The sequence below is a fragment of the Arthrobacter sp. 01T414 genome, from assembly GCF_056398965.1.
The window spans coordinates 219,690-240,870 of the sequence record NZ_JBFTQK010000003.1 but is presented as its reverse complement, the minus strand read 5'-3'; the positions used below and the strand labels follow the sequence as shown (position 1 = coordinate 240,870).

Annotated in this window: 16 protein-coding genes; 10 read left to right on the top strand and 6 right to left on the bottom strand. The window is 69.4% G+C overall.

What is annotated here, in order from left to right:
* Positions 1-34 precede the first annotated feature (34 nt).
* From AC1DK9_RS09520 to AC1DK9_RS09500, 5 genes are all read left to right on the top strand, one after another.
* Positions 35-424 carry a DUF3499 domain-containing protein gene (locus AC1DK9_RS09520; protein ID WP_476861793.1) on the top strand — a complete coding sequence of 130 codons (390 nt, stop codon included), beginning with the start codon at positions 35-37 and terminating at the stop codon, positions 422-424.
* Positions 425-506: 82 nt separating this feature from the next.
* Positions 507-755, top strand: coding sequence for a Trm112 family protein (locus tag AC1DK9_RS09515; protein ID WP_476915755.1), 249 nt, complete (start codon positions 507-509; stop codon positions 753-755).
* Between the two features lie 111 nt (positions 756-866).
* Positions 867-2,345: an adenosylhomocysteinase gene (ahcY, locus tag AC1DK9_RS09510; RefSeq protein WP_476861791.1), complete on the top strand. Its 1,479-nt coding sequence runs from the start codon at positions 867-869 to the stop codon at positions 2,343-2,345.
* A 153-nt stretch (positions 2,346-2,498) separates the two neighbouring features.
* The gene (locus AC1DK9_RS09505; RefSeq protein WP_476915754.1) at positions 2,499-3,725 is read left to right on the top strand and encodes a L,D-transpeptidase; all 1,227 of its coding nucleotides are present in this window, start codon (positions 2,499-2,501) and stop codon (positions 3,723-3,725) included.
* Between the two features lie 65 nt (positions 3,726-3,790).
* Positions 3,791-5,038: a L,D-transpeptidase gene (locus AC1DK9_RS09500; RefSeq protein ID WP_476915753.1), complete on the top strand. Its 1,248-nt coding sequence runs from the start codon at positions 3,791-3,793 to the stop codon at positions 5,036-5,038.
* Between the two features lie 48 nt (positions 5,039-5,086).
* Here AC1DK9_RS09500 and AC1DK9_RS09495 read toward each other — a convergent pair whose 3' ends face one another.
* On the bottom strand, positions 5,087-5,893 hold the full coding sequence (locus tag AC1DK9_RS09495; RefSeq protein WP_476915752.1) for an RDD family protein: 807 nt from the start codon (positions 5,891-5,893) through the stop codon (positions 5,087-5,089).
* A 115-nt stretch (positions 5,894-6,008) separates the two neighbouring features.
* Between AC1DK9_RS09495 and AC1DK9_RS09490 the strand changes: the two genes are divergently transcribed.
* Positions 6,009-7,001: a stage II sporulation protein M gene (locus AC1DK9_RS09490; RefSeq protein WP_476915751.1), complete on the top strand. Its 993-nt coding sequence runs from the start codon at positions 6,009-6,011 to the stop codon at positions 6,999-7,001.
* A gap of 124 nt (positions 7,002-7,125) precedes the next feature.
* A complete protein-coding gene (locus AC1DK9_RS09485; RefSeq protein ID WP_476915750.1) occupies positions 7,126-8,526 on the top strand; it encodes a TIGR01906 family membrane protein in 1,401 nt (466 codons plus the stop codon).
* Positions 8,527-8,621: 95 nt separating this feature from the next.
* Here AC1DK9_RS09485 and AC1DK9_RS09480 read toward each other — a convergent pair whose 3' ends face one another.
* A complete protein-coding gene (locus tag AC1DK9_RS09480) occupies positions 8,622-10,451 on the bottom strand; it encodes an AMP-dependent synthetase/ligase (protein WP_476915749.1) in 1,830 nt (609 codons plus the stop codon).
* Positions 10,452-10,513: 62 nt separating this feature from the next.
* Complete coding sequence (locus AC1DK9_RS09475) at positions 10,514-12,271, bottom strand: dolichyl-phosphate-mannose--protein mannosyltransferase (protein WP_476915748.1); 1,758 nt, start codon at positions 12,269-12,271, stop codon at positions 10,514-10,516.
* Positions 12,272-12,459: 188 nt separating this feature from the next.
* Between AC1DK9_RS09475 and rsmI the strand changes: the two genes are divergently transcribed.
* Together rsmI and AC1DK9_RS09465 are read left to right on the top strand one after the other, a co-directional pair.
* Complete coding sequence (gene rsmI, locus AC1DK9_RS09470; protein ID WP_476861903.1) at positions 12,460-13,281, top strand: 16S rRNA (cytidine(1402)-2'-O)-methyltransferase; 822 nt, start codon at positions 12,460-12,462, stop codon at positions 13,279-13,281.
* A 196-nt stretch (positions 13,282-13,477) separates the two neighbouring features.
* The gene (locus AC1DK9_RS09465) at positions 13,478-14,977 is read left to right on the top strand and encodes an NAD-dependent succinate-semialdehyde dehydrogenase (protein WP_476915747.1); all 1,500 of its coding nucleotides are present in this window, start codon (positions 13,478-13,480) and stop codon (positions 14,975-14,977) included.
* Here the strand turns inward: AC1DK9_RS09465 and AC1DK9_RS09460 are convergent.
* From AC1DK9_RS09460 to AC1DK9_RS09450, 3 genes are read right to left on the bottom strand one after another with little or no spacing between them, the layout of a single operon-like run.
* Entirely contained in the window at positions 14,974-17,496 is a 2,523-nt protein-coding gene (locus AC1DK9_RS09460) for a transglutaminase TgpA family protein (RefSeq protein WP_476915746.1), read from the bottom strand. The two genes, AC1DK9_RS09465 and AC1DK9_RS09460, sit on opposite strands and share 4 nt — an antisense overlap.
* Positions 17,493-18,878, bottom strand: a complete 1,386-nt coding sequence (locus tag AC1DK9_RS09455) for a DUF58 domain-containing protein (RefSeq protein ID WP_476861782.1) — start codon at positions 18,876-18,878, stop codon at positions 17,493-17,495. Before AC1DK9_RS09455 ends, AC1DK9_RS09460 begins: the two co-directional genes overlap by 4 nt.
* Positions 18,879-18,893: 15 nt before the next feature.
* Positions 18,894-20,018 carry an AAA family ATPase gene (locus tag AC1DK9_RS09450; protein WP_476861781.1) on the bottom strand — a complete coding sequence of 375 codons (1,125 nt, stop codon included), beginning with the start codon at positions 20,016-20,018 and terminating at the stop codon, positions 18,894-18,896.
* 162 nt (positions 20,019-20,180) lie between these two features.
* Here AC1DK9_RS09450 and AC1DK9_RS09445 point away from each other — a divergent pair, with 162 nt between their 5' ends.
* Positions 20,181-21,113: a TatD family hydrolase gene (locus AC1DK9_RS09445; protein WP_476861780.1), complete on the top strand. Its 933-nt coding sequence runs from the start codon at positions 20,181-20,183 to the stop codon at positions 21,111-21,113.
* Positions 21,114-21,181 lie beyond the last annotated feature (68 nt).

The window sequence follows — 21,181 nt, the reverse complement described above, 5'->3', positions numbered from 1 at the left end:
GGAGCAGGGGACGAGGGGAGTAGTCTGTGATGTCGTGGGTGCAATTCGTCAGTGTTCAAGGTCCGCCTGCCGCAATTCGGCGGTGGCCACTTTGACGTACGTCTATGCCGACTCAACGGCCGTCCTCGGCCCGCTGGCCACCTACGCCGAACCCCACTGTTACGACCTCTGCGAACAGCACGCCAATACCCTGACCGTTCCGCGGGGCTGGGAAGTCCTGAGGCTCGCGATGCCGGCAACCCCGGCCGGTCCCGGCCCGGACGACCTGCTGGCCCTCGCCCACGCGGTCCGCGAGGCCGCTGCCCGGCCCGGGCCCGCGGAACCCGCCCAGAGCCAGCGCGCCGCGCATCCGGCCCTCGAAGCCCCTGCTGCTGCCGACGGCACCCGCCGGGGGCATCTGCGCGTCCTGCGCGAACCCTCCTGAGCCGCGAACTGGCGGTAGGCTGGGAACAGAAATTTCCGTACGCCATCGGCGCCACCGGCGTCGCCCCCAGGGAGCCTTCACCATGCCACTTATCAGTCCCGAACTGTTGTCTGTCCTGCGCTGCCCCGTGACCGGCTCGGCCCTGGTGCAGGAAGGCGAAGAGCTCGTCGCCGTTTCCCCCGACGCCAACGGCCAGCAGCTTCGCTACAGGATTGAGGACGGCATCCCGCTGCTGCTCCCGCCGGAACTGCTGGCCGCCGCCACCGCGGCGTCCTCGGATCAGCACGACGGCGGCCGGAACGACCGCGTGCCCCGCCACGCAGCAGAGTAGCCCGCCCCGGACGGCGGCGGGAAATTCCGCGGCCGGCCCATCGGAGGGCGTCCCGGCGCCGAACCACCTGCAATTACTTCAGCTTCATTCCGGCTATCACAAAGGATCCCCATGACCTTCGATTACAAAATTGCCGACATTTCACTGGCCGAGGCCGGCCGGCACCAGATTCGCCTGGCAGAGCACGAGATGCCGGGGCTGATGGCCCTGCGCGAGGAATTCGGTGCAAGCCAGCCGCTGAAGGGCGCCCGGATCGCCGGTTCGCTGCACATGACGGTTCAGACCGCCGTGCTGATCGAAACCCTCACCGCCCTCGGCGCCGAAGTCCGCTGGGCGTCCTGCAACATCTTCTCCACCCAGAACGAGGCAGCCGCAGCCGTTGTGGTCGGCCAGGGCACGGTCGAGGACCCGCAGGGCGTCCCCGTGTTCGCCTGGAAGGGCGAGACGCTCGAGGAATACTGGTGGACGGCAGAGCAGATCCTGACCTGGCCCGGCGCGGACGCCAACCCGGACCTGGGCCCGAACATGATCCTCGACGACGGCGGCGACGCCACCATGCTGGTGCACAAGGGCGCGGAGTTCGAAGCCCTCGGTGCCGTGCCAGCAGCCGGCGATGACGAGTCCGAGGAAGGCCGCGTCTTCCTCGATGTGCTCCGCGCCTCGCTGGAGAAGGACCCGCAGAAGTGGACCCGGATCGGCTCGCGCCTGCTCGGCGTGACCGAGGAGACCACCACGGGCGTCCACCGCCTCTACCAGCTCGCCGAGCAGGGCAAGCTGCTGTTCCCGGCGATCAACGTCAACGACTCCGTCACCAAGAGCAAGTTCGACAACAAGTACGGCATCCGCCACTCGCTGCCGGACGGCATCAACCGCGCCACCGACGTGCTGATGGGCGGCAAGGTCGCCGTCGTCTGCGGCTACGGCGACGTCGGCAAGGGCGCCGCGGAAGCGTTCCGCGGCCAGGGCTCGCGCGTGATCGTCACCGAGATCGACCCGATCTGCGCGCTGCAGGCGGCGATGGACGGTTACCAGGTGGCCACCCTCGAGAGCGTCCTGGCCGAGGGCCACATCTTCATCACCACCACGGGCAACAAGGACGTCATCATGGCCGAGCACATGGCCGGGATGCGCGACAAGGCGATCGTGGGCAACATCGGCCACTTCGACAACGAAATCGACATGGCCGGCCTGGCCCGGATTCCCGGCATCAAGAAGGTCGAGATCAAGCCGCAGGTGCACGAATGGGTCTTTGACTCCGGCACGGAGGAGCAGCGCTCCATCATCGTCCTGTCCGAAGGCCGCCTGCTGAACCTCGGCAACGCCACCGGCCACCCGTCCTTCGTGATGAGCAACTCCTTCGCGAACCAGACCATCGCGCAGATCGAACTGTTCACCAAGGCAGGCCAGCCCGAGGGCGAACGCGAGTACGAAAAGCAGGTGTACGTGCTGCCGAAGATCCTCGACGAGAAGGTGGCCCGTCTGCACCTCGACGCCCTCGGTGCGCAGCTGACCGAGCTGACTAAGGAACAGGCCGCCTACCTGGATCTCGACGCCGCCGGCCCCTACAAGCCGGAGCACTACCGCTACTAAACACCGGCTGTAGACGGCACACATGCCAGCTAAGAGGGGCCCCGGACTGCCGTCCGGGGCCCTTTTGTGACCGTATCGTGGCGCAAACCAGGGCGGGGCGCACCGGAAACTCACTTATGCTTTCAAGGTAACGTCTGGAAGGACCCGAGTATCGTGATCGTCCCGAAAACCTGGAGCACCGGCCGAAAAGCCGCCGTCCTGGCGGCGGTGTGTGCCCTGGCAGCGGGCGGCGGAGTCTTCGCCGCGGCAGGTCCGCTGGCCCACCCGTCCTTTGCCTCCGAATCAGGCTCGCCGGAGCGATCCACCCAGGGCCTGGCTTTCCCGGTCGTGCCGCCGCTCCAGCTGGCCGCTGCGCCGGCCGACGCCGCCAGCCAGGTCAACCCGGCTGCGCCCGTGACCTTGAAAGTCGCTAACGGCAAGATTGAGCGCGCGGCCCTGACCAGCGAATCGGGCCAAGCCGTGGACGGAACGCTCAGCGCCGACGGCACCAGCTGGTCCGCCGCGGGACCGCTCGAATTCAATACCCAGTACACCTACAGCTACTCCGTGGTTGACGGCGCGGGACGCACCACCGACAACACGCGCAGCTTCACCACGGTCACCACCGCCAACGAAGCCGACGCGGCCATTTATCCGCTGGACGGCATGAAGGTCGGGGTCGCGCAGCCGCTCCAGCTCACCTTCAGCGAGCCGGTGCTGAACCGCGCCGCCGTCGAAAAAGCCATCAAGATCAGCTCCACCTCGGGGCAGGTCGGGGACTTCCACTGGTACTCCAACTCCATGGTCCGGTACCGGCCGCAGAATTTTTGGGCGGCCAACAGCACCATCACCATGGACATCAAGCTTTTCGGTGTGAACCTGGGCCGGGGCCAGATCGGCAACTTCAATAAAAAGGTGACGGTCCACATCGGGGACAAGAAGGTCGCCGTGGCCGACGCCAAGGCCCACACGTTCACGGCCTCGATCAACGGCCGGCAAGTCGGGAAGTGGCCCGCCACCATGGGTGACACCCGATTCCCGTCGGCGCGCGGCTACCTTGTGCTGATGGAAAAGTACCGGGTGGAGCACATGGACGCCTCCACCATCGGGCTCAAACCAGGCGATCCGGCTTACTACGGCCAGCTCGACGTCAATTACGCCACACGCCTGACCCCCAGCGGCGAGTTCATCCACCAGGCCACGGCCTCGGCGATGCCCTACATCGGCAAGGTGAACCTCTCACATGGCTGCGTCGGCCTCGGCCCGGCGGGCGCCAAGTGGGTCTTCGACAACATGACCACCGGTGACGTGGTTCAGGTGGTCAACACCGACGGGGATTACGCTGCGTACGACGACGGCTTCGGGGACTGGAACATCCCCTGGGCCAAATACGCGAACTAAGCCCGGGCCCCGGGGAACTTGTGCCGGGAACTTGCAGCGGGGGATATGCAGTTGGGGGATGCAGGATGGACAAGACGGTAAGGCCGCGCACGCGGGGTAGAAATACCGGCAAGATGCTGGCCGTGGCCGGAATCTGCCTGGCCATCGGTGCCGGCGGAATCGGCGTCGCCACAGGCCCGGTCTGGGCGGACAGCGATCTGCCCTCGGAATCGGCGTCTCCGATGCGCAACGTCTCCGGCCTGGTGGCACCGGTCGTGAAGGCGGTCGAACTGGGGGTGACGCCGACCGACGGCGCCCGGGACGTCAACCCGGCCGCGCTGCCCTCGGTCAAGGCCGTCAACGGGGTGGTCAAGGACGTGGTGCTGCAGCCCGAATCAGGCGGCGCGCCTGTCCCCGGCACCACGAGCGCGGACGGTGCCACCTGGACCGCTGCGGATCCCTTGGAGTTCGACACCCGTTACCGGTACAGCTTCACGATCGTGGACCTCGCCGGCCGGGAGACCAAGAAAGTCCAGAGCTTCTCGACCGTCGCCACGGCCAACGAAGCCGACGCCGCGGTCTACCCACTCAACGGCAGTACCATCGGTGCCGGCCAGCCTATTGAGATCGTGTTCAGCGAGCCGGTCATCAACAAGGCAGCCATGGAGAAGGCCGTAAAGGTCACCGTCTCCTCCCGCCAGGCCGTCGCCTGGCGCTGGTACTCCGACCGGCGCGTCCGGATCCGGCCGCAGAACTTCTGGGCCGCCAACAGCCGGATCAGTGTGGACCTGAAATTGTTCGGCGTCGATTTCGGCAACGGCATGGTCGGCAATTCCGATGTCCCGGTGTCCTACAAGGTGGGCCCGCAGCGACTCGCCGTCGTGGACGACATCACGAAGACCATGAAGGTCTACTTCGACGGACGGCTGGTCAGGACCGCCCCGGTCACCCTTGGCGGGGAGGACTGGCTTTCCCCGTCCGGCTACGCCGTGATCATGGAGCAGGAGCGCCGCTCCAAGTTCAACGCCGGCAGCATCGGCCTCAAGCCCGGCGACAAGGGCTACTATCCGCCGCTGACGGTGGAGTACGCCAACCGGCTGACGACGTCGGGCGTCTACGTCCACCAGGCGCTGGAATCCGCGTGGGGTGCGGTGGGCCGGTTCAACGTCTCGCACGGCTGCGTCGGGCTGCTCCCGGCGGACGCCGAGTGGTTCTTCACCAACATGAAGACCGGCGACGTGGTGCAGACGCTGAACACCGGCGCGGCGCCGGTGGAGCCGCTGGAAGGCTTTGGCGACTGGAACATCCCCTGGGCCCAGTACGCCAAACGCTGAGCCGCTGCGGCAAACGCTGAGCCGCTGCGGCCGGCAACGGCCCCGCGGTCAGCGGGCCCGCTGGTGCGGCAACCTGCTCAGCCGGGCGCCGAGGCGAGCGCTGCGTTCCCGGCTGAGCCGCAGCCGGTCCAGTTCACGGCGGCTCCGCTCGCCCAGCACCGCGGCCAGGTATTCCTCCGGTCCGGTTCCGGCTGGCGGCGGGGGAGCGACGTGCGCCGCCAGCTCGGTGGCCAGCGACTGCGCCATCGCCACCCTGGAACCGGGGGCCATGCGGTGGGCCTGGCGGATGAAGAGCGAGGCGCGGCGGGCCGCGGCGTCCGGGATCCGGCCGATGTCCGCGAGTGAAACCCAGGGCTGCAGCGGGTACGGCACGCTGTGCAGGATCGGGGCTTCGGCCCGGACCCGGCGCCGCAGCGCGTAGGTTCCGGCCACCAGGTCGCCGAGCCGCTTGGACTTGCCGTTGAAGAGCGCGACGGCGATCGCCAGACCGCCCACCGTCGCGTAAATCTCGACGAAACCTACCAGCCCCCGGATCAGGGCATGCCGGAAACGGATCGCACCGCCGTCGTCGCGCACAATCCGCAGCCCGGTGGCCAGTTTTCCCAGGGACAGGCCGCGGCTGAGGGTTTCCACCGTGACGGGCAGCACCACGAAACAGAAGACGACCGCGACGGTGACCAGGGCTCCCATGGCGGCGGGGTCCAGCTCGGGCGCGGCAGCACCGACCACCACCATCAGGCCCCAGAGCACGGCGGCGTGTGCCAGTACGTCCAGCAGCAGGCCCAGCGCCCGGGCCGCAAACGACGCCGGCCGCAGCTCAAGGACCACGCCCTCGCCTGTGATGATGGAACTCAAACCGGACCCCCGCTTCTCTGCCAATCAGGCACAGTCTAACCACCGTCCGGCGCGGTTCTGGGCGGGAACGGGCGCGCGGGCACAACTGGGGGTCCGCGGGCGTTAGGGTGGTGCCGTGGACATCGAGGCGTTCTCCCTGGTGAACGGGGACAAATGGGCGCGGCTGCACGCGCTGGCGCACCAACGCAGGCTTAGCGGGGCCGACTCCGACGAGCTGCTGCGGCTCTACCAGGGCGCATCGGCCGACCTCTCGCTGCTGCGCTCTGTCGCGCCCGAGAGCGGTCTCTCCGAGGCACTGTCAGCTAGCCTCGCCCAGGCCCGCACCAGGTTCACCGGTGCGCGATCGAACTTTATGGAGGACCTCGCGCAGTTCTTCGTCGTGGCGCTGCCCGCCGCGCTGTACCGGATCCGCTGGCTGACGGTCTGGTGCGGGCTCGCGTTCTGCCTCGTCGCCGCCGCCTACGCCCTCTGGATCGGCAACTCCCCGGACGCCTTGCGGGCCTTGGGCTCGGATGCCGAGGTCCGCCGCTACGTGGAGCAGGACTTCATCAACTACTACTCAGAGAATCCTGCCGCGTCCTTCGCCGGCCTGGTGTGGACCAATAACGCGTGGATCGCCGCCCAGGCCGTGGCGCTGGGGATCACCGGGTTCTGGGTCCCGATGATCCTGATCGGCAACGCCCAGAGCGTCGGCGTCGCCGCGGGGGTCTTCGCCGGCGCCGGGAAGCTGGACGTGTTCTTCAGCTACATCCTGCCGCACGGCCTGATGGAACTGACGGCCGTCTTTGTGGCCGGCGCGGCCGGGCTGCGTATCTTCTGGGCAGTAGTGGCTCCCGGGCCGCGCCGTCGTTCGCAGGCGCTCGCCGCGGAAGGCCGCTCGCTCATCACGGTGGCTCTCGGGCTGGTCCTGGTGCTGCTGGTTTCGGGCGTGGTTGAAGGGTTTGTGACGCCCAGCGAGCTGCCGGTGTGGGCCAAGATCGCGATCGGCGCCGCCGTCCTGGCGTCGTACTGGGCGTACGTGCTGGTGGTGGGCGGGCGGGCACACCGCTCCGGCGCCACCGGTGACCTCGGCAGCCGGGACGCCGGCTACGCCGAAATTTCCGCCTGAATCGGCCCGGCCACGGGGTGGCACCTCGTCGGGGCTGAGGCCCGGACGGTAGGCTCGGTGTCAGATATGTGGCGTTGCCGGACCGAGGCCCGGCGGCGCGGAACCCTACGGAAGCGAAGCTGCAGTGACCGAAAAAAGTCCCACCCCTCCGAATCGGCAGGATCCGCACCTGGATCCGGCCGACGACGCCGGCGAGCCTGCCTTCGAGTGGATGAAGCCGGCCGGCACGGGCAAGCGGGCCGACGCCGCCTCCGGAACTCCCGAGACCGAGCGGACCGCCGCTGCGCCGCAGACTGAGCGGACCACCGCGGCACCGGCCGCTGAGCGGACCGCCGCTGCGCCGGCCGCTGAGCGGACTACCGCGGCACCCGAGGCGGAGCGGACCGCCGCTTCGCCGGTCCCGGGGGAACCGGCCCGGGCCAGCGCCGGGGGCGAACGCCAGGGCCGACGCGCCGAGCGGAGGGCCGCCGAGGACACAGCGGCCGGCGCAACGTCCGCCGGCGCAGCCGAAGCCACGCCGGCCGCAGCCACGCCTGCCGCCACCGGGGACGGAGCTTTCAACGAGCCGCTGCCCACATCTGCGCTGCAGGTCCGGCCGCCGCGCGAAGAAGTGGACCGCCGCAACGCCGAGCGAGAACAGGCCGCCAACGCCAAGCCTGTCGCCCCCCGGGTGATGCAGGTGCTGCTTGCGGTCTGCTACCCGGTCATCCTGTTGGTGCTGGCCGTCCGCGCGGTGACCAGCCCGCTGTTCCTCTGGGTGGAGTACAACCGACCGGGGTTCCCGGGAGACGGCTACGGCTTCAACACCGACGACCGGATGACCTACGGCTCCTACGCCGTCGACTACCTGAGCAACTGGTCCGGCCCCCGCTACCTCGGCCAGCTCGTCAACCGCTCCGGAGAACCGCTCTTCAAGGACGGCGAGGTCAGCCACATGGCCGACGTCAAGCTCGTCATCCTTTCCGCCTTCGGCGCCGGCGCCCTGCTGGTGCTGCTCAGCCTGGTGGCCATCCTGTACCTGCGCCGGCGCAGCACCGGGGGAGTGCGCCGCGGACTGTTCGCCGGCTCGATCGCGACGCTGGTGATCATCATCGGGCTGGGCGTCCTCGCGTTCCTGGGGTGGGAGCAGTTCTTCACCGATTTCCACCGCATCTTCTTCGCCAACGGCAGCTGGACGTTCTCCCTGGAGGACACCCTGATCCGGCTGTTCCCGGCCCAGTTCTGGGTCGACGCCGGGATCGTGATCGGCGTGCTTGTCCTGCTCGCCGCCCTCGTCACCCTGATCCTCACCTGGCCGACCCGCAAGCGCCGCGGGCTCCCGCCCCGGACCCGTACTGCCTCCGCCGCCGAGGAAGCCGGGGACAACGCCGCGGATCCGGCCGAACTCAAGGGCCGCCGCTTCAAGCGCAGCCGGAACGGCGACGCCGGGATCCCGGCCGGAACCCCGGCCGGCGAGGATGGGGCCACCGTGTCCGAGGCGGCCAGCCGCGAGGAGGCGGCCTCCCGCCGCGAGGGCGCTTCCTAAGCCTGGGAAACCCCGAATAAAAAACCCGAATAACAAAGCGGCCGGCACGAAAGTGCCGGCCGCTTTTGTGTGCGCCGCGACGGGCGCATCGGGTCCTAGCCGTAGATCCGGTTGATGTGCGCCGAAAAGTCGCGCACGACGGCGGAACGCTTGAGCTTAAGCGACGGCGTGAGGTGTCCGGATTCCACCGTGAAATCGGTGTCCAGCACCACGAAGGTGCGGATCGACTCCGCCTTGGAGACCAGCGTGTTGGCGTCGTCGACGGCGGCCTGGATGGCGGCGCGGACCTGGTCGTTCGCCGCTGCCTCGGCGGTACCCATGACGGGAATGCGCTGCGCGGCGCACCAGTTTTCCAGGCCTTCCGGGTCTAGGTTCACCAGGGCTGAGACGAACGGCCGCCCGTCCCCGACCACCACCGCCTGGGCCACGAGCTGGTGCTCGCGGATTTTTTCCTCCAGCGGCCCGGGCGCCACGTTTTTTCCGCCGGCGGTGACCAGCAGGTCCTTCTTCCGGCCGGTGATGGTCAGGAAGCCGTCCGCGTCCAGGGAGCCCAGGTCGCCGGTGCGGAAGAAGCCGTCCACGAACGCCTCGGCGTTGGCCGCCTCGTTGGCGTGGTAGCCCTTGAAGACGCCGATGCCCTTGACGAGGATCTCGCCGTCGTCGGCGATCCGGATCGTGGTGCCCGGGATCGGAATGCCGACGGTACCCACCTTGGTGCGCGACGGGATATTGGCCGTGCACGGCGCCGTCGTCTCCGTCAGCCCGTAGCCTTCGAGCACCGGCACGCCGGCGCCCCGGAAGAAGTGCGCGTCGTGGGCGCTCAGCGGGCTCGCCCCGGAGACGCTGTAGCCAAGGCTGCCGCCGAACGCCTGGCGGAGCTTGGGATAGAGCAAACGGTCGAAGAGGCGGTGCTTGGCGCGCAGCCCCCAGCCGGGGCCGGGTCCCTCGCCGCGGGCGGCGGCGTCAAGGGCCTGCGAATACCCGATCGCGACGGCGGCGGCCGCGCCGAAGAGGCGTTCCTTGCCGGCCTGGGCCGCCTTCTGGGCGGCGCCTGCGTAGACCTTTTCGAAGATCCGGGGCACCACCAGCAGGAACGTGGGCTTGAACGTGCCCAGGTCCTCGAGCAGTTCCTTGGCGCTGGAGGTGTGGCCCAGCGTGGTGCCGGCGCTGAGGCAGACGACCTGAACGGCGCGGGCCAGGACGTGGGCCAGCGGCAGGAACATCAGCGTCCGGGTCCGGTCCTGCAGCAGGATTTCCTGCAGGAACAGGACAATGTTCTTCGCGACGAGGGCGAAATTGCCGTGCGTGATCTCGCAGCCCTTGGGCCGGCCCGTGGTGCCGGAGGTGTAGACCAAGGAGGCGACGTCGTCGAGCCCGGCCGTGCGGCGCTGCCGCTCCAGCTCGGCGTCGCTGACGCCGCTGCCGGCAGCCGCGAGGCTGGCCAGGTTGGGGGCGGCGCCGTCGTAGTCCATCCGGACGACGCCAAGCACCCGGCCCGCGAGCAGCCCGGAGCCGTCCAGGACGCCCCGGACCAGCGTGGCCTTCACCTGGTCTTCGACGAAGACCAGGCGCGCGCCGGAGTCGTGCAGGATCCACTCGACCTGGCTGGGGGAAGACGTCTCGTAAATGGGGACGGTCACCCCGCCGGCGAACCAGATGGCGAAATCCACCACGGTCCATTCGTAGCGGGTGGCGGACATGACGGCGACCGTCTCGCCCGGGGCAAGCCCGCCGGCGATCAGCCCCTTGGCAAGGGCCCTGACCTGTTCCAAGAACTGCTGGGCCGGAATGTCCGTCCAGCCGGATGGGTCCTTCCGGGAGTAAAGCGCATGTACCGGGTCCTTGGCGTGCTGCTCCAGCAGCAGGTCCGTCACATTGCTTTCCGGATCCAGCTCGACGAGCAGTCCGGTGCTAGCTTCTCTCACAACCCATGTCTCCCGTTCCCGACAGCGGCCCGGCGGACGCGGGCTCCGCTAGTAATCCTGCCCTAGATCCAGGACGGCATCCACATTCGCAACCGCCAGTCCTGGTAGGTAATCAGTTCCGCGGTCCATACCGGGTAGAAGAACGCCGAGAGCAGTACGGCCGCAATGACGAACAACGCGACGAGGTAGAAGCCGGAGCGCCGCCGCCAGAGCGGGTCGGTGCGTCGGCCCAGGACCAGCCCCAGGCAGTAGACGAGGGCCAGCACCAGGAACGGTTCGAAGGACACCGCGTAGAAGAAGAACATGGTGCGTTCCGGGTACATGAACCACGGCAGGTAGCCGGCACCCACGGCGGCCAGGATGGCCCCGGCGCGCCAGTCGCGCCGGCCCGCCCACCAGAACAGCAGGATGCCGAGGCAGACCGCCGCGCTCCACCAGATCAGCGGGTTGCCGACCGAGAGGATGGCCGAGGTGCAGCTGGGCAGCTCGCAGCCGGCGGTTCCCTGCTTGGATGACTCATAGAAGAACGACGTCGGCCGGCCCATCACCAGCCAGCTCCAGGCGCTGGCCTCGTAGGGATGTTCCGCACTGAGGCCCTGATGGAACTTGTAGGCCTCGAGGTGGTAGTGGGCAAGCGAGCGGAGCGAATCGGGCAGCCAGCCCCACTGCTCCGAGGGGTTGGTCTCGGCCCAGTGCCGGAAGTACGCGTTGCTGGAGCGGAACCAGCCGGTCCAGGTGGCCGTGTAGACCAGCGCCGCCACCGGCACAATGCTCAGGAACGCGCCGATCCCGTCCTTCAGGATGCCGCCGGTGATCCAGCCGTGCACGCCGGCGATCCGGCGCGCGCTGAGGTCCCACAGGACCGTCATCAGCCCGAAGCCGGCCATGAAGAACAGGCCGGACCATTTGGTGCCGACCGCCAGGCCAAGGCAGGCACCGGCGGCCAGCCGCCACCAGCGGATCCCCAGCCACGGTCCGGCGGCAAGCTGCAGCCGGGAGGGACGGCCATCCGCGGAGGCCGCGGCCTGGCCGGCGAGCCGGGCCGCGAGCCGCCGGCGGCCGTCGTCGCGGTCCATCAGGAGCGCGCCGAAGGCAGCAAGGATCCAGAACATCAGGAAGATGTCCAGCAGCGAGGTGCGCGACATCACCAGGTGGTGGCCGTCCACCGCCAGCAGCACCCCGGCCACGGCGCCCAGGGTGAGCGAGCGGAAGAGCTTCTGCGCGATCAGGGCGAGCAGGAAGATCGAGAGGGTGCCGGTCAGGGCCGCCGCGAAGCGCCAGCCGAACGGGTTGTCCGGTCCGAAGAGCCACATCCCGGCGGCGATCATCCACTTGCCCACCGGCGGATGGACCACGTACTCGGGGCTGTCCAGCAGCACCCCGGGGTTGCCGGCGATGAAGGAGTCATTGGCCTTGTCCGGCCACGCGCGCTCGTAACCGCTGACCAGGAGGGAGTAGCCGTCCTTGACGTAGTAGGTCTCGTCGAACACCAGGTTGTGCGGGGTGTCCAGCCGGACGAAGCGCAGGATACCGCCGAGCACGGCGGTGAGGACCGGGATGAGCCAGAACCACAGGCGCAGGGACGGCGGATAGTCGCGCCAGCTGCGGATGCTGCCGATCAGCCGTTCCGTGAGGTCCTCGACGTCGAAGGCCTCGCCGGGACGGCTGATCCAGCGGTGCCCCTCCAGGTTGCGTCCGGTACCGGACAGGTGCGGCCTCCGGGAGAGGCGGCGGGTGCTGTCCGGGCTGCTGTCGGCGGGCACGGATGCGGCTGAACCGGCCTCGGCAGGCCGCATGGGGGTCTGCGTCACGTTGCCCATGCTACCGTTCGCGGCCGTGATCGTCGGTCCCGCGCGCCCGCCGGCAGTACGCTGGTGGGGTGGATCCCGAACAGAGCACGTCCCCAGGCAATTCCCCGGCCGCTACCGTCCCCGACGCAGTTTTTGTCGCGGACGCAGAAGCGGCGACGCCGGCCGGGAGGGCCGAGACGGCCGCAGGACCGGGCCGGATCGTGCTTGCCGCCACCCCGATCGGCAACGTCGGCGACGCCTCCGCCCGGCTGATCGAACTGCTTGAAACTGCGGACATCGTCGCCGCCGAGGACACCCGGCGCCTGCACCGGCTGGTGCAAAGCCTCGGCATCACCGTAGCGGGCCGGGTGATCAGCTACCACGAGCACAACGAGGCGGCCAAGACCGGTGAACTCCTGGACCAGGTGCGTTCCGGGAAGACGCTGGTCATGGTGACCGACGCCGGCATGCCCTCCGTCTCGGATCCCGGCTTCCGCCTGGTCGAGGGCGCCGTCGCGGCCGGCCTCACCGTCACCGCCGTTCCCGGCCCTTCCGCCGTGCTGACCGCCCTGGCCCTGTCCGGGCTGCCGACGGACCGTTTCTGCTTCGAGGGCTTCCTGCCGCGGAAAGCGGGGGAGCGGGCGTCCAGGCTCGCGGACCTCGACGCCGAACGCCGCACCATGGTCTTCTTCGAGGCGCCGCACCGGCTGGAACCGATGCTGCGGGCCCTGCACGAACGCTTTGGCGCCGACCGCCGAGCGGCCGTGTGCCGGGAACTCACCAAGACCTACGAAGAGGTCATCCGAGGCAACCTGCGCGAACTGCTGCAGTGGGCCGAGACCAACGAAGTCCGGGGCGAGATCGCCGTCGTCGTGGGCGGAGCACCCGAACGGGAGCCGGGCAAACCGGAGGACCACGTCGCAGCCGTGAACGCGCTGATCGCACAGGGCATCCGGCTGAAGGAAGCCGTGGCGGCGGTCGCCGAGGACGCCAGGATCAGCAAGCGCGAACTGTATTCCGCTGTCCTCGCCGCACGCTGACGGGGCGCTCCGGAGCCAGCTTTCCGGAGCGTGCAGCTCTTGTGCAGCTGCACAGCAGATCCGGGATGGTCTAGTGCGCACATGCGTAGACACCCCGGAGATCCCGGCAGTACCGTGGCAGTAGTCCGGCCACGCGGCGCAAGCCCTTGCGGGGCCGATCAAATTTTCCGAACCCATTGCTGACGAGGGAGTCATTGTGACTGTAACTGCCCAGCCCACCGTTACCGCGGAGCGCGAGGCCGCACTGCTGGCGTCCGTGCCGACAGGCCTGCTGATTGACGGGCAGTGGCGTCCGGCCACGTCCGGCAAGACCTTCGACGTCGAGGATCCCGCCACCGGCAAGGTGCTGCTGAGCCTCGCCGACGCCGGCCCCGAGGACGGCGCCGCGGCCCTGGACGCTGCCGCCGCCGCGCAGGAGTCCTGGGCAAAGGTCCCGCCGCGGGAGCGTGGCGAAATCCTGCGCCGCGCCTTCGACATGGTCACCGAACGGGCCGAGGACTTCGCGCTGCTGATGACCCTGGAGATGGGCAAGCCGCTGGCCGAAGCCCGCGGTGAAGTTACTTACGGCGCCGAGTTCCTGCGCTGGTTCTCCGAGGAAGCCGTCCGCGCGTTCGGCCGCTACTCGGTCTCACCGGACGGCAAGTCCCGGCTCCTGGTGACGAAGAAGCCGGTGGGCCCCTGCCTGCTGATCACGCCCTGGAACTTCCCGCTGGCGATGGCCACGCGCAAGATCGCCCCGGCCGTTGCCGCGGGCTGCACCATGGTGTTGAAGTCCGCGAACCTGACGCCGCTGACCTCCCAGCTCTTTGCTGCCGTCATGCTCGAAGCCGGCCTGCCCGCCGGCGTGCTGAACGTCATCCCGACCTCCACCGCCGGCGCCACCACCGGCCCGCTGATCAAGGACTCCCGGCTGCGTAAGCTCTCCTTCACCGGTTCCACCGAGGTCGGCCGCCGTCTGCTGGCGGATGCCTCCGAGACGGTGCTGCGGACCTCGATGGAGCTCGGCGGCAACGCCCCGTTCGTGGTGTTCGAGGACGCCGACGTCGACGCCGCAGTGGCCGGGGCGATGCTGGCGAAGCTGCGGAACATGGGCGAGGCCTGCACCGCGGCGAACCGTTTCATCGTGCACGAGTCCGTGGCCGACGAGTTCGCGGAGAAGTTCGCCGCGAAGATGAAGGACATGACCACCGCGCGTGGCACCGAGGCCGAGTCCAAGGTCGGGCCGCTGATCGACGCGAAGAGCCGCGACAAGGTCCACGAGCTCGTCACCGACGCGGTGAACTCCGGCGCCGTGACAGTGCTGGGCGGCGCCGCCGTCGAGGGTCCCGGCTACTTCTACCAGCCCACGATCCTCAAGGGCGTCACCGAGGGCACCCGGATCCTGGCCGAGGAAATCTTCGGCCCCGTCGCCCCGATCATCACCTTCGACACCGAGGACGAAGCCGTCCGGCTCGCGAACAACACCGAGTACGGCCTGGTGGCGTACGTCTTCACCAAGGACCTCAACCGGGGCATCCGGATGGGCGAACGCCTCGAGACCGGCATGCTGGGCCTCAACGCCGGCGTGGTGTCCAACGCGGCGGCCCCGTTCGGCGGCGTGAAGCAGTCCGGCCTGGGCCGCGAGGGTGGCCTCGAAGGCATCGAAGAGTACCTCTACACGCAGTACATCGGCATCGCGGACCCCTACGCCGGCTAGCTCCGACGCAGACGGCGCACGGCGTCGCGGATCCTGGACCAGGATTCCGCGGCGCCGTTTCCAGTTGCACCCGCAGGCTTTGAAACGGACGCCAGCGGGATCCAGGCCAGGCGCCGCCAGCGGGCCGTGAGCGACGGCGGCAGCCAGGTTGCGCGCATGCGGGTCCACCACGATGCGTGGGCCCGCAGTGCCTCCCGCACCAGTTCGATCCGCTCCACGGGGGAGTCCTGCAGCGTGGTTTCGGGCAGCTCACTCCCGGAGAGGGAACCCGGGCCGGGGCGGCCGTACCGCTGCCGCTCGAAGTCGCCGCTTAGGGAGGCCACGGCGGCGTGCGCCGGGGCGTCCACGCCGTCCGGCCCGCCCAGGGCCGAGGAACCGCGGAACCGGGCGGAAAAATGCCGTGGGGTTTCGCTGCCGCGCGGCGGGACGCCGAAGTCGGTGGCGAGATCCTGCAGCTCGGCCCAGGCCGGCGCCGCTGCCCCGGGCAGGCCGGTGCCGGCTTCCTTGAGCCGCCGCCGCCGGATGCCGCCGCGCGCCAACGCCGGGGATGCCAGCAGCAGGAGCACCAGCACCAGCCCGCCGGCGCCGGCCAGCGCCGGGCCCAGGTTGCTGCCGGACCCGGTCCCGCCCGGGGCCGCGGGCAACGGCAGCGGGGCCGGGGCGGGGGCCGCAGTCGGCTTGGGGTCGCCCTCGGGGATCAGTCCATCGTTGTTCTCGTTGGTGCTGGCGCCGCTGCGTGCGGCAGGCTCGGTGGCATAGCTCGGCACCACGCCGCGCGAGGGCGTCGGCTCGAACGCCACCCAGCCGATGCCTTGGAAAAACAGTTCGGGCCAGGCGTGGGCGTCCCGGGCGTCCACCTCATACTCGGGAAGTGCCCCCAGGCCCGGGATCGTCACCGTGGAGCCCGTTGCGCGGCCCGGAGCGTAGCCGACGGCGATCCGGCTGGGGATCCCMTCCAGCCGTGCCATCACGGCCATGGCCGAGGAGAAATGGATGCAGTAGCCGCTTTTCTGGGCCAGGAAATCCGCCAGGACAGACAACCCGTTGCCGTCGTAGCCGCCCTGGACGGGGGACTGGAGCGAATAGCTGAACTCCGCCGAACGCAGGTACTGCTGGATCGCCATGGCCTTGGCGTAGTTGCTGCGGCTCCCCGCGGTGACGGTGTCCGCGGTTTGCCGGACGATCTGCGGGACGTTGGCGGGGATCCGGGTGAAGGTGTCCGGCACGGCCTGGGTCCTGCCCGGGGACTCAGCCAGGACGGCGCGGGTGAGCTTTGGCGCCACCGACTCGACGACGTACTGCTGGTTGCGGGAGTTGGTGTCCACGCCCTTGATGGTCAGCGTGGCCGGATCCCAGCTCCACCGGCCAGTGAGGCCCCGCACCGTCTCGGGGGCGTAGGGAGCGGGCAGGTACGGGCTGGTGAACTGGCCGGCGTTGACGGCCGTGACCACCCGGAGTTGCTCCTCCACGCCGGGGGAGGCGCCCGCGTCCATCTTCGCGGTTCCCGTTTGCCGGCTGGCGTCTCGGTCGTCGGGGGACCACGCATCGCCGTCGAAGTTGTCCACCGTGACGGAGCGCAGGTAGGGCGCCTGGGCGGCGTTCGTGGCGTACGTGATCCGTCCGTCGCCGCTGGGGCTGCGCAGGCTGTTGCCGAGGCTGATCATGGGATTGAGCCCGCTGGCCGGTCCCCAGGGATTGAGCCGGGATCCCTGCGGGAAGAGGCCCTGGTCGAAGCCCGGGATGGCCAACTGGAAGAGCAGCGTCAAAACCAGTGCCACGGCTCCGGTCAGCGAGGCGCGCTTGAGCTGGCCGGGATTGCGGGCCGTGTCTGCCCGGGTTCGGGAGTTTGGATGGAACCAGTGGCTGGCGGCCAGGATCATGAGATAGCCCGCTGCGGCGCCGGTGAAGCCGAGCCAGCCGACACTCTGCGGTTTCACCATGGCAGGGACCACCAGGATGGCCAGGATGCCCAGCCCGCTGGTCGCGGGCAGCGCGAGCGGGACGGCGAGGGCATCGACCAGGATCACCAGCAGGCCGAGCACTCCGCAGACCAGCAGGACGATCCCGGCGTTCGGTGCCACCGGGGAACTTTCCGCCAGCACGGTCTCGCTGGCCCGCCGCAGGTACCGCGACAGCTGGGACAGGGTGTCGGCGGAGGGGATGAAGCCGGCGATGCTGTGCTGGCGGAAGAAGGTGAAGGTGAGGACCAGCGCCAGCGCCGCGAAGCCTCCCGCTCCGACCAGGACGCCGCGCAGCCGCAGGGCCCGGAGTCCAGCCATCGCCAATGCGACGGTGAGGACCGTCGTGATGACGGCCGGGTACCAGGCCCAGCCGCGGAGGACGCCGTTAAGCCCCAGTGCCGCGCCGCCGACCGCCACCGCGACGGCGAGTCCCATGGCCCAGGGTTCGACACCGGCACCCTTCGGTCCGGCGGCGCCGCGGGGTGCCGGCGCGCCGGGTCCGCCGGCGTGGGGCGCGGACGGTCCGGGGGCCATACTGCGCTGCGGTGCCAGGGTCATCGCCGGCCTCCCGCGAGGGGCCGCGCTTCGGCGGCAGCCGGCAGCCCGGCGCTCCCGTCTTGGTCGAAAGCGGACCAGGCGGCGGGCAGCGGCGTGGCTGTGGAGACGGCGACGGCGCGCCAGCCGCCACGGCGCAGGATCTCGAGGACCTCGCCGGCGTCGGCCGCACGGTCGGTGACCAGGAAGGCAAAGGCATTCGCCCCGAATCCCGCCGCGGGTGCCAGGGCGCGTGCCTCGGCCGGTGAGAGCCGGCCCAGGATCGCGAGGATGGGCCCCCGCAGGCGGTGGGCGGAGAGCTTGTTCATCAGCCGGTCATCGAAAGGCTGCGGGCCGGTGTCGGCTGCGCCGTGGCGCGGGCCGCTGAGCGCGATGGCGGCGAGGCTTTCCGCGATGGACTGCAGCCCGCCGGCGCCGGAGTACTCGTCGGTCCCGGGCTCCGGCGCCGAGGGCGAATTCAGGAAGGCCGGGTCCCCGGCCGGGTCGAGGCAGCGCAGCGCATAGTTGCGCTCGCCGAGGTGGGTGCTGATGGACATCGCGGCCGTGACGGCCCATTCGAATGCGTCGCTGGTGACAAGTTCGTGCCCGTCCGCTGCCGCGCCGCCGGATACGTAGCCGGTGCCCTGGGCATAGGCGTGAAAACGCTGGTCCAGGATGATGGTGGCTTCCGGTGTTGTGACAGATTCTTCCTGCCGCACCATGAGGGAGCCGTGCCGGGCGGTCGCAGCCCAGTGCACGCGCCGCATCGGATCGCCGTGCCGGTACTCGCGGGTCATGACGTCGTCGTCACTGGGGTTGGCGCGGATCCGGGTCGCGGTGACGCCGTCGTGGCCGCGTGCGCCCGCAAGCCCGGTCGGGGGGAGTTCGACGGCGGCCGGGGTCACCGTGAGGACGTCACCGGCGTCGATCGCGTGCCGGTGCACCGAGAGCCCGAAGGGGTCGCTGAATTCGGCAGTGACCGGCCCGATCAGGAACTGGCCGCGTTTCGCGCTCCGAAGCTGGTATTCGTAGCGGCTGGTCCCTCCGGCGGAGGTCCGGGCCGGGAAGCGGAACACGGGGGAGTGCCCGAACCGGGGCGGCAGCTGCTCCTCCATCAGGGCCAGCCCGCTGCCCGGACCGGTGCGGGCAACGGCCAGCCGGACAGTGGTCGTGGCGGAGGTCTCCACCGGGGACGGATTGAACTCGCGGTAGACCCGGAACCGCGGCTTCAACACACGGGTGCCGGCCAGGGACAGCAGCGGCAGGACCAGCAACAGGAGCGCCAGGGCCAGCAGGTCGCGGCGGCCCAGGATCTGGGCGGCCAGCAGTGACAGGACGCCCGCGGCCAACAGGCCCCAGCCGCGCGAGCTGAAGATGTGCCTCGGGAACCGGTCCAGCAACGCCACAGCCGCGTCAGCCCCCTAGCGGCCGGCGGGGAGCGTCGACGGCTGCGCGGCGGAGCGGTCCCGTCCGGCCGCGGCCGGCGCCGTGTCCTGGCCGACCGGCACCCGCGCGAGGATGGACCGGATTACGCTCTGCGGCGTCTCGCCGGTGCTGGCAGCCTTGCGGTCCAGGATGATCCGGTGGGCCAGCACCGATTCCGCCACGCTCACGACGTCGTCGGGCAGCACAAAGTCCCGGCCCTCGAGGGCGGCGGTGGCTTTTGCCGCACGCAGCAGCTGCAGCATGGACCGGGGGCTCGCACCAAGCCGGAGCATGGCGCTTTCCCTCGTGGCGCGGCCGAGCGCCACGGTGTATTCCTTGATCGGGCGGGATACATAGACCTGCTGGACGGTGGCGATCATGGACGCCACCTCGTCCGCGGTGACCACGGCTGTCACCCTGGTCAGCGGGGACGACGCCTGGTGGGTCTCCAGCATCTCCATCTCGGAATCCCGGTCCGGGTACCCCATCGAAATTCGGGCCATGAAGCGGTCCCGCTGCGCCTCCGGGAGCGGATAGGTGCCTTCCATCTCGATCGGGTTCTGCGTCGCCACCACCATGAAAGGTTCGTCCAGCTTGTAGGAATTCCCGTCAACCGTGACCTGGTGTTCCTCCATGCATTCCAGCAGCGCGGACTGCGTCTTGGCGGAGGCCCGGTTGATTTCGTCGCCGATCACGATGTTGGCGAACACCGCGCCCGGACGGAACTCAAACATCCGGGAGGCCTGGTTGTAGATGGATACGCCGGTGACGTCGGAAGGCAGCAGGTCCGGGGTGAATTGGATCCGGCTGACGGAGCAGTCGATGGTCCTTGCCAGCGTCTTGGCCAGCAGCGTCTTGCCCACGCCCGGAACGTCCTCGAGTAGCAAGTGGCCCTGGGCGAGGAGCACCGTCAGGGCCAGTTTCGCGGCCTCTGCCTTGCCGTCGATCACCGTGTTGATGGCCCGCAGGATGCGCTCGCTGGCGGCATGGAAATCCGCCGCCTCCATCGGCGCCGGCATCACACCGGTTCCGCTCACACCGGCACGTGCCGGGAGCTCCTGCGGTTCCGGCTGCGGCTCCGGCAGCGCTTCGTCAACGGAGGTGCTTCGGTGGTAGTCCATCGGCAGCCTTTCAGCCCTGGTGCGGGTCCGGGCGGAGCGGCGGGAAAGCCGGATCCCGCCCGTCCCGCACGCCTGTCTTGGTATCAGCGTACTAACACAACTGACAAATCAGGCAGAGAGTTCCGGGTAATTCTCGGCCCGGCCCCCGGCTAGGCTGGAAGGATGTGCAACCCGCTGATCCCCGCCCCCTTCCGCGCGCCCGCCAGCGACGGGACAGACGGTGCTTCGACCGGTTCAGTCCCGTCCGGACGGAAGCCGTACCCGCCGGCGCCGGAACCGCTGCCCGTCCCGGTGATGGACAACCACACCCACCTGGATTTCCCGGACGCTGATTATGCCAACGGGAGCCCGGCAGTCAGCATCAAGGACGCGCTCGACGCCGCAGATGCTGTCGGCGTCCAGGGCGCCGTGCAGGTGGGCTGCGACCTTGAGTCGTCGCGTTTTACCGTCCGTGCAGTGGATGAAGACGCCCGGTTGCTGGGCGCCGTCGCGCTGCACCCCAACGACGCCCCGGCGTACGCCGCCCGCGGCGAACTGGAGGAGGCGCTGGCCGAGATCGAGGCGTTGGCGGCCCACCCACGGATCCGGGCCATCGGCGAGACCGGGCTGGACTTCTTCCGCACCGAAGGGGAGGGACTGGCCAGGCAGCGGTACTCCTTCCGCCGCCACATCGACATCGCCAAACGGCTGGGCCTGACACTGCAGATCCACGACCGTGACGCCCACGATGACGTCGTGCAGGTGCTCCGGGAGGAAGGGGCTCCGGAGCGGGTGGTCTTCCATTGTTTCTCCGGCGGTGAGGAGCTTGCCCGGACCTGCAACGCCGAGGGCTGGTACATGTCCTTCGCCGGCACCGTGACCTTCAAGAACGCGGCCAATCTGCGTGCCGCGCTGGCCGTCGCCGAGCCCGGGCGGATCCTCGTCGAGACCGACGCCCCGTTCCTGACTCCGCACCCGCACCGGGGGAGGCCCAACGCGAGTTATATGGTTCCCTACACGGTCCGCGCGATGGCGGAATTGACAGGCCGCGACCTCTCCGAGCTCTGCGCCGGGCTGGCCGAGAATACCCTGCGTGCATACGGATCCTGGGACTAAAACGGGCATCCGTCGTCACTCTGGCAACACCCCTCGCAACATACCGGGTATGCACAAAATCTTGGCTG

What these genes read in the sequence shown, in the direction of transcription:
- AC1DK9_RS09475 (WP_476915748.1), bottom strand. Translation starts at nt 12,271, where the DNA reads ATGGGCAACGTGACGCAGACCCCCATGCGGCCTGCCGAGGCCGGTTCA.
- AC1DK9_RS09515 (WP_476915755.1), top strand. Translation starts at nt 507, where the DNA reads ATGCCACTTATCAGTCCCGAACTGTTGTCTGTCCTGCGCTGCCCCGTG.
- AC1DK9_RS09500 (WP_476915753.1), top strand. Translation starts at nt 3,791, where the DNA reads ATGGACAAGACGGTAAGGCCGCGCACGCGGGGTAGAAATACCGGCAAG.
- ahcY (WP_476861791.1), top strand. Translation starts at nt 867, where the DNA reads ATGACCTTCGATTACAAAATTGCCGACATTTCACTGGCCGAGGCCGGC.
- AC1DK9_RS09450 (WP_476861781.1), bottom strand. Translation starts at nt 20,018, where the DNA reads ATGGACTACCACCGAAGCACCTCCGTTGACGAAGCGCTGCCGGAGCCG.
- AC1DK9_RS09445 (WP_476861780.1), top strand. Translation starts at nt 20,181, where the DNA reads ATGTGCAACCCGCTGATCCCCGCCCCCTTCCGCGCGCCCGCCAGCGAC.